Genomic DNA, 16,855 nt, shown 5'->3' with positions numbered 1-16,855 from the left:
GGGACGAGAGGGAAGATAATGCGTTTATCCTTTTTCCTCTCCTCCCATTCCTCCTCTCCTCCCGCTCCTCCCTTTACAACCTATGCTAACAAACTACATCAAAATCGCCTGGCGGAATCTGGTTCGTAACAAGGTTTACGCATCCATCAACGTGCTGGGGCTGGCGCTAAGCCTGACCTGTGGAATCCTGATCTTTACGCTGGTGGCTTACCACTATGGCGTTGATCGGTTCCACACCAATGCCGACCGCATTTACCGTGTCGTGATGGAAACGAACCACGAGGGAATCAGCCACTCATCAGGGGTGTATTCGCCCCTGGGTCGGGTCATTCGTGACGAACAGACGTTTGCCGAAAAAACGGCCCGTGTGCTATCGATTGGCGAGGCTGTGATCGGGGTAACCACAGCCGGGAAGATCGACAAATACCATCCGGACGTTGCGTTTGCGGAAAGCGATCTGTTTTCCATTCTCGACTTTCCCTTGCTTCAGGGCGATGCCCGAACGGCCCTTACGGCTCCGAACACAGCGATTCTTACAGAACGGATGGCCCAGAAGTTTTTCGGGACGGCGAACCCGATGGGCAAAACGTTTCGGTTCGATAACCGGATGGATTTTACCGTGACGGGCGTCCTGCGCGATCTTCCCGCCAACACCGACCGTCGGGAGGAGATCTACCTCTCGTTTGCCAACGCTAAGCAATTCGACGACTATTTCAATGAAGAAAACTGGGGTAATTACTCGGCTAGCCTTCAGGTCTTTACCCTGCTAAAACCCACTACGTCCGTAGCCACGGCAGAGGCTGCGCTGGCCAGCGTCATGAAAAAATATGTGACCGACGCGAGCAATAAGCACAACGTCCTGAAGCTCCAGCCCATTGCCGATATGCACCTCAACACCGATTACAGCGGGCGCATCGACAAAACAAATCTTTGGGTACTGTCACTAATTGGCTTTCTGCTGATTGTGGTCGCCTGTGTGAACTTCATTAATCTGGCCACGGCGCAGGCGCTCAAACGAGCCAAAGAGATTGGTGTTCGGAAGGTATTGGGCAGTCGGCCAGCGCAGCTCTTCTGGCAATTTATGGCCGAAACAGGCCTGATCAGCGTACTGGCTACGCTGCTGGCGCTTGGTGTGGCGGGTTTGGCGCTGCCTTTACTAAGCCAGCTATTGCAAATCAACTTATCGCTCAATCTGTTCAGCGACTTCCGGCTTCCGCTGTTCCTGCTCCTGTCAACAGTACTGGTTACGTTCCTGTCTGGAGCCTACCCCGGCCTGGTGCTAGCGGGTTTCAGACCCGTTCTGGCTCTGAGCGGCCGACTGGCACAACGCCATATTGGTGGCTTTCCATTGCGCCGGGTGCTGGTGGTGGGGCAATTAGCCCTGTCGCAGTTGCTGATTATTGGTACCATTGTCATTACCAATCAGATGCGGTATGCTCGTCAGGCCGACATGGGATTCACCAAAGAGGGTGTCGTCATGCTGCCGTTACCGGTTCAGGATAACGCGAAAATGAGCACGCTCAAATCCCAGTTCCTGCAACTCGCTGGCGTCGAAAAGGTGTCGTTCTGCTACCAGGCCCCCGCCGATTTGGGCATTAACGCCACAACGATCCGGCTCGCCGGGCGGGCGGAGGACGAGAAGTTTCTGATCGTGACCAAAGACGCCGACGAAGCGTACATACCCACGTTTGGGCTTACCCTGCTGGCCGGTCGCAACATTGTTCACTCCGATACGACCAATGAGTATGTGCTGAATGAAGTGGCCCTGAAATCACTAAACCTGAAATCACCGCAGGAAGCCATTGGCACGATCATGTACACCAGCAAAGGCAAACGGAAAGGACCGATTGTAGGGGTAATGAAGGATTTTCATAACGGCTCGTTCCGGCAGTCGATCCCACCCATCTGCATCCGGGCCAATTTGGGAGCCTATCAGGCTTGTGCCATCCGACTTAATACGAGTACCCTCAGAACGTCATTGCCTGCGATGGAGAAAATCTGGACGGCAACCTTCCCGGAATTCATTTATTCGTACCAGTTTCTGGATCAACGGATCGCCAATTTCTACGCGCTGGACGAGCTGATGCTAACCTTGCTTGGTGTCTTCGCCCTGATCGCTATTTTCATTGGCTGCCTGGGTTTATTTGGCTTAGTCTCGTTCATGGTGGCGCAGAAAACCAAAGAAATCGGCGTCCGGAAAGTACTGGGGGCCAGTGTACCCTCCATTCTCTGGCTGTTTGGGCAGGAGTTTGTTCGACTCACGCTGGTTGCCATTGTCATTGCCTCGCCCATCGCGTGGTACGCCATGAATCAATGGCTACAGGGTTTCACCTATAAAATTGACATTGCCTGGTGGATGTTCGCCCTATCGGGCCTGTTAGCGCTTGGCATTGCGTTATTGACCGTAAGTTTCCAGAGTGTGAAAGCCGCCTTGATGAATCCGGTGAAAAGTTTAAGATCGGAATAAAGGCCGGGCCGCCGTCGCGGAGAAAGGGAGTAAAGGGAGGAAGGAGGAAAGGGCAACACTACCTCCCTTTACCCCCCTCCTCCCTTTCCTCCTTTCTCCCTTTACTCCCTTTACTCCCTTTCCCTCCTATGTTCAAAAGCTATCTCAAAATCGCGATTCGCAACCTTGGTCGAAACCGTCTGACCACGGCGCTCAACGTAGCGGGCTTATCGGTAGGTGTAGCGGCCTGTCTGGTCATTTATCTGATCGTTCAGTTTGAGCTTAATTTCGATCAGAACAACCCGAATGCCGGGCAGATATACCGGCTGGTATCGAAGTTCAAGTTTGGCGATGAATTTTACCACAACCCCGGCTTATCGTCCCCAATCCCAGGAGCGGTTCGTACTGAACTGGCAGGCGCAAAAACCGTTGCTGCCTTTCATACAAGCAGTTTTCAGGTTGTTGAAATTCCTCGCTCAGGTGCAGACCCCGCCCGTTTTCATGCCCCAAAGAACGAGTCCGATTGGATAGCCACTACCGATGGGGCTTTTTTTGCGATCATGCCCCGGCAATGGCTGGCGGGTTCGCCTACTTCGTCGCTGTCAAAACCGGGTCAGCTTGTACTGACGGAGCGGCAGGCTCGCCTGTATTTTGGTGATGCCAGCCCTGCCGTCGTGGGTCGACGGCTTATTGGGAAGCAGTACCAGGATACCCTCTCATTAACCATTTCGGGCTTGATAAAAGACCTCGACGCGCCCAGTAATTTTGATTTCCAGGCCTTCATTTCTCTTGCGACCGTCACCACCAACAAAAAGCGCCGGGAGAATTTAGGGTTCACGGAGTGGAACAATACCAATTCATCGTCGCAGTGTCTGCTCATAGTAGCGCCGGGTACCAATCCGAAACGCTTTGGCGAGCAGATCACGAAAATGGTGGAGAGTCATCTGCCCGCTACCGAAGAGAAAGGGAATCGCTGGTTGCAACTTCAGCCGCTGGCCGATGTGCATTTCAACGCCGACTATGCTGGTGGAATTCACGTAGCCCACCGTCCTACCCTGCTGGTACTCGGATTGGTAGGCGGATTTTTGCTACTGCTGGCCTGCATCAATTTCATCAATATGGCTACGGCACAGTCAACGCAGCGGGCTAAGGAAATTGGGGTACGAAAATCCCTGGGAAGCGCGAACAAGCAGTTAATCTTCCAGTTTTTGGGTGAAACCTTTGTGCTTACGCTGCTGGCAACGGCTATTGCGATAGGACTGGCACAGGGAGCTTTAGCCTACCTCGGCGATATTGTACCCAAGGGTATTGCCCTCGATTTCTCGAAACCACAATTATACGTTTTCCTGCTTACGGTTGCGCTGGTAACAGCCCTATTAGCCGGTATTTACCCCGGCATTCTTATTTCGAAACTTTCACCTGTGCTCGCTCTGCGTAACCAGACAACCCAGACGGCAGGTAGTGCGGGACTTCGGAGAGTTCTTATTGTAGGACAATTTGCTGTAGCGCAGGTGTTTATTGTTGGCGCGTTGCTGGTGGGTCAGCAGTTGCGGTTCCTGATCAACGCCGACCTGGGTTTTCAACGCGAAGCCATCGTGACCTTCCATACACCGACCAGCAGCTTTTTCAACGGCGACCGTCAGAATGCCCGGTTTACGCTGGCCGATCAAATTCGTAAGCTATCGGGTGTCGAACGCGTGAGTATGGCCAATCAGACGCCTATCGCGGGTGGCTGGTCTACCTCTACTCTGGACTACGCGGGCAAAAAGGGAAAGTTAAAAATTAATGTGTACCGCAAAGATGCCGATACGGCCTACCTGGCTTTATACGGTATGAAATTAGTAGCAGGGCGTAACCTGCTTCCGAGTGACACCGCACGGGAATATATTATCAACGAAACCCTGGCGAAACGAATCGGCTTCCAGCATCCAGCCGATGCCGTTGGGCATGTATTAGCCACACTACCCATCGTTGGTGTAGTCCATGACTTCAATCACCGATCGTTACATAATACCATTCAGCCCACGGCACTAATGAGCCAGAAAGACAACTTACATGTCTTCAATGTAAAATTCCGGCGGAGCGGAGCTGACTCCTTCGACAAAACGCTGGCGCAGATCAAAACGCTTTGGGGAACCACTTACCCGGACGAACCCTTTGAGGCCAAATTTTTCGATGAATCAGTAGCTGATCTTTACGGGAAGGAGCGTAACCTGGGTAAGCTCGTTACCCTGGCCACGGGCATTGCGGTGTTCATCAGTTGCCTGGGCTTATTCGGGCTGGTTACCTTCACAGCGCAACGCCGAACAAAGGAAATTGGGGTTCGGAAAGTACTGGGCGCATCCGTGGCCAGTATTGTTACGCTGCTGTCCAAAGACTTTCTGGTGCTCATACTCATTGCGGTCCTGATGGCTACGCCTGTAGCCTGGTGGGGCGTGGATAAATGGTTACAGGACTTCGCCTATAAAATTGACATCGAGTGGTGGCTGTTCGCCGTGGCGGGTCTGCTGGCCGTGGTGATTGCCCTCCTGACCATCAGTTTCCAGAGTATAAAAGCGGCTCTGATGAATCCGGTGAAAAGTTTAAAAACGGAGTAAAGGCCGGGCCGCCGTTGCGGAGGAGAGGGAGGAAGGAGGAGAGGGACGAGAGGGAAAATAAGGAAAGTATTGTTTTTATTTCCTTTCCTTCCTTTCTCCCTTTACTCCCCTTCTTCTTTTCCCTCCCCCAAAGCAACATACGCAAAAATTTGGTGTCTGTATGGTATTGGGCGCATTCGTCCTGCAAATCAATGTAAACCATTAACAGTCAACCAACATGAAAACGCTTGTAACGGCCTTTCTGGCTCTATCTGCTTCGGTGGCGATGGCCCAGCACGGCACCTCTATCAGTCGCAACATCAACGACGATGGCAAAACACTATCGATTCGGGTTAAAGGTACGGTTGATGATAAGCCGATTGATTATGATCGCACGTTCGATGTATCTAACCTAAACAAAGATGAGCGCGATGCACTACGTGAACACATTCTGGATTCGCTGAATGTTAGTATGCCTGCGCCGCCCAGGCCGCCTAGAGCACCCCGTGCAGCCCTGGCTCCACACGCTCCAATGCCACCCAGAGCGCCTATAGCGCCCAGAGCCCCAAGAAGTCCTGAGTCAATCGCGATCATCAGCAGCGATCAGGAAACGGTATCGCTTACTAACGGAGACAATCAGACGATGGCTGTGGGCGGGAAACATCCCTACACCAAGGAGGTCAAGTATGATTCGGATGCTGGGCAATTATACCTGCGTTACAAGTTTCAAAAAGATGGCGATGATGTTACCTACGAACGCACTATTGATGTGCAGAACAAATCACAGCAGGAACGGCAACGACTGATCGAAGACATCGAAAAATCGATAGGCGTGCCCAAAGCTGGGAAATAGAGACGCAGGAAGCGTGGAGCAAGGTCAAACCGTTTTCTACCTTCCATCCCCCATGCCCTAAACTCCTTGTCTTATGCTTCTTAACTATCTCAAAATCGCCTGGCGGAATCTTCGGAAAGATAAATTTTACAGCCTGATTAACATTCTGGGACTGACCATTGGGGTTACCTGTGGCCTGTTGTTACTACTGTACGTGACGGATGAACTGAGTTTCGACCGCTACCACACCAATGCGTCCCAGATTTACCGGATCGTTTCGCATATTACTGAGCCCGACAAAGTAAACCGCTGGAGCAGCACACAACCGCCTTTAGTTAAAACGCTGAAGCAGGATTACCCCTTCGTCAAAAATTACGTGCGGTTCTTTCCGTATGGTCGGATGATGTTTCGGCAGGGAGAGAAACGATTTTATGAAGATGATATCTATGCCGCCGATTCTACCGTATTCGATGTATTCAGTTACAAATTTATCGAAGGTGATCCCAAAACGGCGCTGGCGCAACCTGGCAGCGTAGTATTGACCCACAAGGCAGCGCAGAAATTCTTCGGTTCTCGAACTGCGCTGGGGCAGTCGCTGCAAACGAATGATACAACGTTTTATAAAGTAACGGGTGTTCTGGAAGATGTTCCGAAGAACTCACACTTTACCTTCAACGCCCTGATTTCGGCAGGCCAGAACGAACGAAGTCAGGATACAAACTGGGGTGCTTTTTACATCTATAGTTATCTGGTATTGCCCGAACACTTTGACACCAAAATTCTGGAAAGTAAGTTTCCACAGGTATACGACAAATACGTAGGCCCGATTTTCAAGCGGATGGGTATCAAGGTCACCTATGAGTTGCAACCACTGGCTAACATTCACCTGTACTCCAATCTAGAAGGCGAATCTAACGGCAACATTGGCTACGTATACACCTTTAGCGCGGTCGCGTTTTTTATGCTACTGCTGGCCAGTATCAACTACATGAACTTGGCAACGGCCCGCTCAGCCAGGCGGGCTAAGGAAGTTGGGCTTCGGAAAGTAATGGGTTCGGTTCGGGGCCGGCTGATGGCGCAGTTCCTAACCGAGTCAGTACTCATGACAGTTCTGGCACTGGCAGCCAGTTTGATTCTGGTAGTTGTACTACTGCCTTTTTTCAATTCTGTTTCGGGGAAGGAAATTCAGTTCCGCGAATTGCTACGACCAGAGTTTCTATTGATTGGCCTCACCATTGTTGTATTCACGGGTTTCATAAGCGGCAGTTATCCGGCCTTTTACCTGTCTTCGTTTGAGCCAGCAGCCGTACTTAAAGGATCATTTAACGCCAAAGGCGGGAGTTTTTTCCGAAAAACGCTGGTGGTAGTCCAATTTGCCATTTCGCTGATCATGCTCATTTGCACCTGGATTGTTTATAAACAACTCAATTTCATGCGCAATCATGACTTAGGCTACGATCAGGAGCAGGTCTTGACAATTGATTACCAGGGCCGCCAGCCCAGAGAGCAATTCAATACGCTGAAAAATAGTCTACTCGCCAATCCGAATATCCGACAAGTAGCTTCAGCCTCAGCACCTACGAGTAACATTGGGGGTCGGGTTATTTTCACGGTAGAATCAAACACCGGACTAAAAGAAATGGGATTCAAGCCTATGGGAATCGACTACGATTACCTGAGAACGATGGGAATGAAAATCGTACGTGGCCGTGATTTCTCTGAAAAAATTCCGGCAGATACGCTCAACTCAGTCATCATCAATCAGGCCGTGGTGGAGCGCATGGGCTGGAAAGAGCCGCTGGGCAAAAAAGTCATACTGGGCAGCCAGCCTCAGCCTGGTCAGCAGGGACCACCCCCACCCACAGCGCAAGTTATTGGTGTTGTAAAGGATTTTCACCAGCAGTCCCTGTACAATCCAATTGAGCCAATGATTTTGCTATGTCGGCGGGCGAATCCAGTCATTCATATCAAAATTCAGGCGCAGAATGTTGAAAAAACAGTGGCGTTCATTGGGCAGCAATGGCGTGAACTGTATCCGGACCGTCTGTTTGAATACCGTTTCTTAGATCAGGATTTTGAGTCGGCTTACCAGGCGGATGAACTTCGTGGCCGCATTTTCACGACCTTCTCAGCGCTAACGATCCTGATTGCCTGTCTGGGACTATTTGGCCTGGCAACCTTCACTACCGAGCAGCGAGTCAAAGAAATTGGCGTGCGGAAGGTACTTGGGGCTTCGGTATCGAGCGTGGTGGTGCTGCTATCCAGAGATTTCACGAAACTGGTGTTGTTTTCTTTCCCTATCGCGGTTCCCGTGGCCTGGTATTCCATGTATAAATGGTTGCAAAACTTTCCGTATAAAACAGACATTGGCATATGGGTTTTTATAGCAGCCTGCCTCCTTACTTTGCTAATCTGCTGGTTAACCGTAATTTACCAAAGTGTAAAAGCCGCCCTAACGAATCCAGTGAAATCACTTCGTTCGGAGTAAAAGGAGGAGAGGGAGGATGGAAACACCCTTTTGTCCCTGTCCTCCTTTTACTCCTTCGTCTCTGTCCTCCTCTCCCTTTCTTATGCTAACGAACTACCTCAAAATCGCCTGGCGAAACATTATTCGCAACAAAGCTTTTTCGGCTATCAACATTCTGGGGCTGGCGCTCGGCATGGCCTGTAGTTTACTCATCTTTTTGTGGATAAAGGATGAGCTCACTGTGGATAACTACCATGCCAATGGCCCACAGTTGTATAACGTCATGCAGCGTCAGAAATACGATGGGAAAGTAGAAGCAGGTCGTTTTACACCGGGCGTTTTACCCGACGAATTGAAAAAACAGTTTCCGGAGATTTTGTACGCAGCTGGCTATACGGGCTGGGAAGCGCAAATGACCTTCGCCGTTGGTGATAAGATCAACAAAGAAACAGGACACTGGGCTGGAGCCGACTGGTTTAAGATGTTTAGTATTCCGCTACTGGCCGGTACACCCGAAACTGCACTCAATGCGCCAACCAGCATGGCCATTTCCCGAAAAGTAGCTGAATTTTATTTCGGCAACCCGGTAGCGGCCCTTGGTAAGAGCATCCGTATCGACAATAAGCGTGATTATCAGATAACGGCCGTGTTTGAAAACTTACCCGCGCATTCATCAGATCACTACGAATTCCTGATAAACTGGCAGGATTGCCTCAGCCGGAATCCCTGGATGAAGGAGTGGGGGAACAACGGTCCGCATACGTGTATTATGCTGCGCTCAGATGGAAACGTAGCCAATCTGGATGCCAAACTCAGGCCGTTTTTGCGGAAGTACAATAAAGATATTGGCAAAAGCTTCGATGCCGAGCTTTTCTTACAACCTTATCCCGATGGCTATTTGTACTCAAATTTCAAAAACGGGATTCAGGATGGTGGCCGGATCGAGTATGTACGCTTGTTTGGCGTGGTTGCGGTATTCCTGCTTCTGATTGCCTGCATTAATTTCATGAATCTGGCAACGGCCCGCTCGGTTAAACGGGCGCGGGAAGTGGGGGTTCGGAAGGTGATTGGCGCATTGCGTAGTTTACTGGCTGCCCAATTTATTGGCGAAGCATTGCTATTTGCCGTATTGGCTTTACTGGTGGCCACAACGCTGGTGGTAGTCTCGTTGCCCGCCTTTAATTCCTTGACAGGCAAAGACATTAGCCTACAGGTTACAGATGCTTCACTCTGGTTATTGTTGATTGGTATAACGTTGGTTACCGGCCTCATTGCAGGGAGTTATCCCGCCTTATTTCTATCGTCACTTCAGCCGGTGAAGGTGCTGAAGGGTAGCCTTACATTTGGTTCGGGCGCACGCTTATTTCGGCAGGGGTTAGTGGTGTTTCAGTTTGTACTTTCCATGCTACTCATTGTAGGCACCATCGTCGTGTATCGGCAAGTGAACTACATCCAGACCGAAAATTTGGGCTATGATCGGGAGAATTTACTCTATGTGCCCGTAGAGGGCGAACTCGCCACACCCTTAAAATACAAGACCTTTAAAGATGAGTTACTACGCATGCCAGGTATTCAGTCGGTATCGTCCATGACCGAAGCTCCCACCAATATTGGAAGCAGTACCGGGGGCGTTAGCTGGACGGGTAAAGACCCAAATGTCAATATCGAAATTACCCAGACAGCCGTTGGCTATGATTTAATGAAAACGCTCAAAGCCAGGCTAGTAGCTGGCCGTGATTTCTCGCCGGAGTTTAGTATGGATACAACCAATTACATCATCAATGAAGCCACTGCTGCCCGAACGGGTTATAAAAATCCTGTTGGGCAGCCAATAACGATGTGGGGCAAACCCGGAAAAATAATTGGTGTCATGGAAAACTTTCATTTCCAATCCATGCACACGGCCATTTCCCCACTGATTCTTCGGCTAAGTACCGAACCCAGTTCGCAACGCTACCTGATTCGTACCCAACCCGGCCAGACAAAACAGGCGGTAGCGAGTATCGAAGCACTGTGGAAACAGCAGAATCCGAAGTTTCCGTTTTCCTATCAATTTGCCGACGACGAGTACCAGAAGCTTTACAAAAGCGAGTCGATAGTGGGTAGTCTGGCCAACTACTTTGCCTCTCTCGCCATTTTCATTTCCTGCCTGGGGCTCTTCGGATTAGCCACCTTCACCGCTGAGCAGCGCACCAAAGAAATTGGCGTTCGGAAAGTGCTGGGGGCATCGGTAGGCAATATCATTGGCCTTCTCTCGCAGGACTTCCTGAAACTCGTGCTGATTGCCATTGTCATTGCTACACCCCTGGCCTGGTATGCCATGACTCAGTGGCTGGAAGGCTTTGCCTACAAAATTGATCTGGCGTGGTGGATGTTCGCGCTGGCCGGTGTACTGGCAATTGGCATTGCGTTGCTCACGGTAAGTTTCCAGAGTGTGAAGGCTGCGTTGCTGGACCCGGTAAAAAGTTTACGGAGTGAGTAATGTCCACAACTGTACGATTTACGTCCGTTTGCGGACACTCCAGCTGCAAGCCTCAGCACAAACAACTAACAATCAGCTCATTATCCATTTGGCATAGCATTTGGGCTTGCTTAACCAGTAAGACGTACCAGGCAGTACGTTTTCTCTTCTTAACGTCAACGGGCTACGGATATGCTAGGCAATTACATAAAGATTACGGTTCGGACATTCTGGAAAAACAAGTTGTTTAGCGGGCTTAATGTCGTTGGTTTGGGCATTGGGATGGCGGCTGTCTGGTTAATGGTTTTGTATGTGGCCAATGAACTGAGCTATGACCGTTTTCATGCCAAGGCCGATCGTATTGTGCGGGTAGTGCATTATGCACAATGGCCGGGTGGAAATTTGAAACTCGCCCCTACCTCAGCGCCGTTTGGCCCAGCCCTCAAAAACGATTATCCAGAGGTTGAAAAAGCCGTTCGGATCAATACGGAAGGGGGCGGACAGATTACGTTCAACGATAAAAAGATAGATGTCAACAACATCTTCTTCACCGATCCCTCGGTGTTTGATGTGTTTACGTTCCCGTTTCTGTATGGCGATCCGGCGTCGGCACTGACCAAACCACAAAGTATTGTGCTGACCAAAAGCGTGGCCGAGAATCTGTTCGGCGATGCCAGCAAAGCGGTTGGTAAGGTTATTGAGTTCAGCAACCACTTTCCGAATACCGTTACGGGCGTTATCGAAGATGTTCCGACCAATTCGCATTTTCAGTTTGGCGCTTTACGCTCGCTTCCAGACAATTATACGGCAGGCTGGCAGAGTTTCGAACTCTACACCTACCTGCTTCTAACTGAAGGCAGCAACTACAAAACGCTGGAAGCCAAGCTCCCCGGTTTTTATCAGAAGTACCTGAAAAAAGAAATGGGCAATAATGTTGTTTATCGAATGGAACTCCAGCCCCTCACCTCTATACATCTTCACTCGCAGTTAGACTATGAAATCGGCGCCAACGGAAACGCCCGTACGGTATCCATTTTTGCCGCCGTAGCCGCCCTTATTCTGCTGATCGCCTGTATCAACTACGTGAATTTATACACCGCCCGGTCCCTCAAACGAACCCGCGAAGTTGGGGTCCGCAAGGCGATTGGCTCGTATAAATGGCAGCTCATCGGGCAGTTTCTGACGGAGTCGATCCTGATGACGCTGTTGGCGGGTTTGGTGAGCGCGAGTCTGGTTGTCATGGCCTTACCGTACTTCAATCAGATGGCCGACAAAACACTGTCATTGGGCAACCCGCTTATTACCTTGCTGATAGTTAGTGTACTGTCTGTGTGCCTTGGTGCCGTCAGCGGTCTCTATCCTGCCCTGCGCCTATCCGGTTTCCGGCCTGTAGCGGCTCTTAGAGGGCAACTCGGCAATCAGTCGGGAAGTATTTTCTTCAAGCAGTCGCTGGTGGTGTTTCAGTTTGTGGCCACGGTCGCGCTCATTGCCTGTTCGGGCATTGTGTACCGGCAAATGCGGTTTGTGATGCATTCTGATTTAGGGTTTAATAAAGAGCAGGTGCTCACCTTCCATGTCAACAGTGAAGACGTCCGTCAGCGAATAGATGCCCTAAAGGAAGCCCTGCAACGAAGTCCATTGGTTGAAGGCGCAGCCGCAGCCAGCAACCCAATTGGCAACAATAATATCGGTGGCAATGGGATGTTCTTCGAGCAGAATGGTGCCTTTTCGTCCAGTACACAGGTTGTCCAGAAATTCCAGATCGACTCAGACTACCTTAAGACACTGCAAATCAAATTACTCAGTGGCCGCAACTTCTCGGATTCGTTTAAAAGCGACCAGATGGGTGCTGTACTTGTCAACGAAACCCTTGCCAAACAATTCGGCTGGACAGACGCTGTCGGCAAACGGGTGAAATACTACATCGATCAGGAAAAACACACTGCCGAAGCCCGTGTGGTGGGTGTGGTGAAGGATTTTCATACGTACTCACTTCAGCACAAAATTGAGCCGCTGGTGTTACAGATGCCCGCTCCGATGGATAAAGACAACATGTATGTTCGGGTTCAGGCCGGGAAAGTAACCGAAGCTCTGGCCTACATCCAATCGGTATACCGCACGTTTGATCCGACTGCTACCCTGGATTTTCACTTCCTCGACGAGAACTTCTCGCAGCAGTACAAAGCCGAACAAAAACAGGGCGAAGTCTTACTGACATTTACACTCCTGGCGGTCCTGATTGCCTGCCTGGGTTTGTTCGGTCTGGCCGCTTTTGCCGCTGAACAGCGCACCAAGGAAATTGGGGTTCGGAAAGTACTGGGCGCTTCGGTCATGAGTATCGTGACCATGCTCTCCAAAGACTTTTTAAAACTGGTCCTTATCTCCATCGTCATTGCCTCGCCCCTGGCCTGGTATGCCATGAACCAGTGGTTACAGGGCTTCGCTTACAAAGCTGATATTACGTGGTGGATTTTTGCCGTGTCAGGGTTGATCGCCATCGTTATCGCGCTCCTGACGGTGAGTTTCCAAAGTGTAAAAGCTGCATTGACGAATCCAGTGAAGAGTTTACGAAGTGAATGAGGCATTATAGTTTGCCAGTCCGTTTTACCCCTAAATCCCCTGAAGGGGACTTTGCTCATTTGCGGATAAAGTCCCCTTCAGGGGATTTAGGGGTAAAACGGACTAGAATAAAGTAGCTCTAAACAGATTTATTACTAAGCCATTGGCAACTATCAACTTAATATCATAGCCCAAGAATCCAAACACACAACACTCTGATTATGAACCATTTAACCAAAACTACTACAACCCTTTTCTTCGTACTATCCGCCCTATTGGTGCGCGCCCAGACACCGGCAAAAGTATTGCCGTCATTCGATAAAGTCATTACCAGCCCACACGTCAGTATTGTGTTGGTAGCAGGTGACCAGGAAAACATTCAGTTGCAGTACCAGAATATCGAGCCAGAAAAAGTCAACTATGTTGTTGAAAACAAAACCCTGAGCATCTACCTCGACGATGCCCGGATCACGGTAAAGAACCGGAAATGGAAAGATGGGGATATGGAATTTACAAGACCCATTTACGATAAGAGTGTCAAAGTAACGGCTTACGTAACCTACAAAAGCCTGAAAAACCTGCAAATCCGGGGTGAAGAAGAAGCGACCTGCCAGAGCGAGCTAACAAGTGATTCGTTCAAACTGAAGGTGTACGGGCAAGCCACGGTTAATCTGGCGGGGCTGACCGCGGATAAACTCAAAGTCAGTCTATACGGCGAAAATAAAGTGACGATCCGGTCGGGCAAGGTGGCCAGACAACACTATCGTATTTACGGAGACAATACACTTGACACCGAGAAACTGACCGGTGAACTGGTTTCAGTTCATTCCTATGGTGATAGTCAGTTAAAGGTGTACGCATCCAATCGGATCGGCGTCATGGCATTCGGTGAATCCAACATCAAGTATGCGGGTGATGGTAACCTGCGCAAAGGCCTGGTAATTGGCGAAGTAACCATCCGCCGGACTGAATAATAACTGCGTGGAGCAGGGAGCAAGGGTCGCGGCTAGCACCCTGCCCCGAGCACCCTGCTCCACGCCCCCTGCCCTATGCTACAAAGCTATTTCACCACCGCCCTCCGTGCGCTGAAGCGCAACTGGAATTATACGACCATCAACATTGCCGGACTTACTCTGGGTCTGGCTTGTTGTTTAGTACTGTTTCTGGCCATTCGCTATGAATTGAGCTACGACAGGCACAATGCCAACGCCGATCATACATATCGACTTGTTGCTCATTTTAAAGGACCGGAAGGTGATAATCGTAGCGTAGGCGTTCCACTGCCTGCTTTAGCGGCCCTTCGGAACGACTTTCCGGAATTGAAACACCAGCTAAGCATGGTTTACGGGCTGTATGGGGCGATGGTGAAAGTGAATACAAAGAAGGCCAGCAAGTTTCAGGAAGAAGGTGGCGAAGTTGCTTTCGTAGAGCCCGAATACTTCCGTCTGTTTGATTATCAATGGAAATCAGGCAATCCGAAAACGGCTGTGACGAACCCACAAACGGTTGTCTTGTCGGAGCGCATGGCGCATAAATACTTTGGCGACGAAGATCCGGTAGGCAAATCGATTCGGGTAGAGAATAAAATGGATTTCGTTGTGACGGGCGTTGTGCAGGACCCACCCGCAACAAGTAGCCTGCCGTTTGGGGTCATGCTATCCTTTCCATCCCTGAAGCAATACGGGGCCAACGGCGGCTGGGATGAATGGGGTTCTACCTACAGCGGTGCTCAGATCTACATGGCCTTGCCCGAGAACGTAGCCTCGGCCCAACTAGAGCAGCGACTGGCACCGTTTGTAAAAAAATACATGGAACCAGAGCAGGCTAAACTTCTGCACTACGAATTACAGCCGCTGACCAGTATCCACTTCGATCCCCAAACAGAAAACTCAGCGGGCCGGACAGTTAGCAAACAAATGATTTGGGCCATGGCGCTGATCGGCTTGTTTATTCTGGTTACAGCCTGCGTGAACTTCATCAATCTGGCTACAGCCCAGGCCATAAAACGGGCCCGAGAAGTGGGCGTGCGGAAGGTTCTGGGCAGCTCAAGGGCCCAGTTAGTTCGACAGTTTCTGGGCGAAACCGGCCTACTCACAGGCATAGCCGTCGGACTGGCTTTTCTGATGGCGAATACATCGATGTCCTACGTAGCCGAATTGCTCGACATGAAGGCGGCCTCGCTGGTTTTATTCGACCCAGCGGTAATTGGCTTTGTGGTTTTACTAGCCATACTGACAACGGTACTGGCTGGGTTTTATCCTGCCCTGGTGTTGTCGGGTTATCAGCCGGTAGTGGCCCTGCGAGGAAAAATAAAGATGACAGGTAGCCGTCAGTTAACCCTTCGCCGGGGCCTGATTGTGTTTCAGTTTGCCATTTCGCAGATGCTCATCATCGGTACAATCATCGCCTACAGCCAGATGAAGTACGTCCGAACGGCGGATCTGGGGTATAATAAAGACGCTGTACTGACGGTAAACATACCAGAGAATAAACCGGGCCAACTGGAAGTACTCCAGGCCAAATTGGCGGCCCTGCCTAACGTAAAATCGCTGAGTTATGGCATTTCGATCCCATCGTCGGATGGCAACTGGTGGACGGGTTTTCGCTACGAGAATGCCGAGAAAGACGCTGATTTTGGCGTGGTCATGCGGTTCGCCGACACGGCCTATTTCAACACGTATGGACTGAAACTGATTGCCGGGCGGATGTATCAGCCCGCCGATACGACACGGGAACTGGTTGTGAATGAATCGCTGGTGAAGAAATTAGGACTTCGGAACCCGCAGCAGATTCTTGGTAAGTACATGATCGTAGGTGGCCCCACGCATCCTAAAAAGCAGGTTGTAGGGGTTGTCAGGGATTTCAATACATTCTCGCTGCATCAGGAAACTAACCCCTGTATCCTGACGACCCGGCGCGACGCGTATCATACACTAGGCATTAAACTATCAACGCAGCAGAGCGGTACCGAAGCCATCAATCGGTTGATTAACGATGTGGAAACCAACTGGAATGCCACCTTCCCCGATTTTGTCTTAACCTACGAGTTTCTGGATCAGCGACTGGCAAACTTCTACAAAAGTGAAGAACGCATGTATTCGCTATTCCGGTTGCTGGCGAGTATTGCCATATTTATTGGCTGTTTAGGGCTTTACGGCGTCGTGGCGTTTATGGCCGAATCAAGAACCAAAGAGGTAGGTATTCGGAAAGTATTGGGCGCATCGACAACTCATATTTTTGGCCTTTTCTCGGTCGATTTTGTTAAGCTGGTCCTGGTAGCGCTGGTCATCGCGTCGCCCATAGCCGGCTATGTGATGAGCAAGTGGCTGTCCGACTTCCCGTACAAAATCGACATCGCCTGGTGGATGTTTGTCCTGACGGGTATACTAGCCGTAGCCATCGCGCTCATAACTGTGAGTTTCCAAAGCATCAAAGCCGCCTTGATGAATCCGGTTAAATCACTTCGTTCGGAATAAAATAGAGGAGGAAAGGGACGAGTGGAGGAAAGGTAAAA

At 50.4% G+C, this 16,855-nt stretch carries 8 protein-coding genes and 1 pseudogene; 8 read left to right on the top strand and 1 reads right to left on the bottom strand.

Annotated features, from left to right (window positions below):
* Positions 1-82: 82 nt before the first annotated feature.
* From EXU85_RS04680 to EXU85_RS04660, 5 genes and pseudogenes are all read left to right on the top strand, one after another.
* Positions 83-2,467 (top strand): FtsX-like permease family protein, encoded by a 2,385-nt coding sequence (locus EXU85_RS04680; RefSeq protein WP_142770954.1) that lies wholly within the window; start codon positions 83-85, stop codon positions 2,465-2,467.
* A 128-nt stretch (positions 2,468-2,595) separates the two neighbouring features.
* Positions 2,596-5,043, top strand: a complete 2,448-nt coding sequence (locus tag EXU85_RS04675; protein WP_142770953.1) for an FtsX-like permease family protein — start codon at positions 2,596-2,598, stop codon at positions 5,041-5,043.
* 217 nt (positions 5,044-5,260) lie between these two features.
* Positions 5,261-5,875 (top strand): hypothetical protein, encoded by a 615-nt coding sequence (locus EXU85_RS04670; RefSeq protein ID WP_142770952.1) that lies wholly within the window; start codon positions 5,261-5,263, stop codon positions 5,873-5,875.
* 73 nt (positions 5,876-5,948) lie between these two features.
* The gene (locus EXU85_RS04665; RefSeq protein ID WP_142770951.1) at positions 5,949-8,342 is read left to right on the top strand and encodes an ABC transporter permease; all 2,394 of its coding nucleotides are present in this window, start codon (positions 5,949-5,951) and stop codon (positions 8,340-8,342) included.
* Between the two features lie 16 nt (positions 8,343-8,358).
* Positions 8,359-10,704: pseudogene (locus EXU85_RS04660) on the top strand (ABC transporter permease); the annotation flags it as partial.
* Positions 10,705-10,735: 31 nt separating this feature from the next.
* Here EXU85_RS04660 and EXU85_RS36105 read toward each other — a convergent pair.
* The gene (locus EXU85_RS36105; RefSeq protein ID WP_371732038.1) at positions 10,736-10,810 is read right to left on the bottom strand and encodes a CRISPR-associated DxTHG motif protein; all 75 of its coding nucleotides are present in this window, start codon (positions 10,808-10,810) and stop codon (positions 10,736-10,738) included.
* 164 nt (positions 10,811-10,974) lie between these two features.
* Here EXU85_RS36105 and EXU85_RS04655 point away from each other — a divergent pair, with 164 nt between their 5' ends.
* The 3 genes from EXU85_RS04655 (at position 10,975) to EXU85_RS04645 (ending at position 16,817) form a co-directional block, all read left to right on the top strand.
* Positions 10,975-13,362, top strand: a complete 2,388-nt coding sequence (locus tag EXU85_RS04655) for an ABC transporter permease (protein ID WP_142770949.1) — start codon at positions 10,975-10,977, stop codon at positions 13,360-13,362.
* Between the two features lie 200 nt (positions 13,363-13,562).
* On the top strand, positions 13,563-14,315 hold the full coding sequence (locus EXU85_RS04650) for a GIN domain-containing protein (RefSeq protein WP_142770948.1): 753 nt from the start codon (positions 13,563-13,565) through the stop codon (positions 14,313-14,315).
* Between the two features lie 75 nt (positions 14,316-14,390).
* On the top strand, positions 14,391-16,817 hold the full coding sequence (locus tag EXU85_RS04645; protein WP_142770947.1) for an ABC transporter permease: 2,427 nt from the start codon (positions 14,391-14,393) through the stop codon (positions 16,815-16,817).
* The last annotated feature ends 38 nt before the right edge of the window (positions 16,818-16,855 follow it).

Source organism: Spirosoma sp. KCTC 42546, assembly GCF_006965485.1.
GTDB lineage: Bacteria > Bacteroidota > Bacteroidia > Cytophagales > Spirosomataceae > Spirosoma.
The sequence above is the reverse complement of the archived record's forward strand: the minus strand, read 5'-3'. Positions and strand labels throughout refer to the sequence as shown.

Bases quoted from the DNA above. Each gene is read 5' to 3' on its own strand.
- EXU85_RS04680 (WP_142770954.1), top strand. From the start codon at position 83: ATGCTAACAAACTACATCAAAATCGCCTGGCGGAATCTGGTTCGTAAC.
- EXU85_RS04675 (WP_142770953.1), top strand. From the start codon at position 2,596: ATGTTCAAAAGCTATCTCAAAATCGCGATTCGCAACCTTGGTCGAAAC.
- EXU85_RS04670 (WP_142770952.1), top strand. From the start codon at position 5,261: ATGAAAACGCTTGTAACGGCCTTTCTGGCTCTATCTGCTTCGGTGGCG.
- EXU85_RS04665 (WP_142770951.1), top strand. From the start codon at position 5,949: ATGCTTCTTAACTATCTCAAAATCGCCTGGCGGAATCTTCGGAAAGAT.
- EXU85_RS04655 (WP_142770949.1), top strand. From the start codon at position 10,975: ATGCTAGGCAATTACATAAAGATTACGGTTCGGACATTCTGGAAAAAC.
- EXU85_RS04650 (WP_142770948.1), top strand. From the start codon at position 13,563: ATGAACCATTTAACCAAAACTACTACAACCCTTTTCTTCGTACTATCC.
- EXU85_RS04645 (WP_142770947.1), top strand. From the start codon at position 14,391: ATGCTACAAAGCTATTTCACCACCGCCCTCCGTGCGCTGAAGCGCAAC.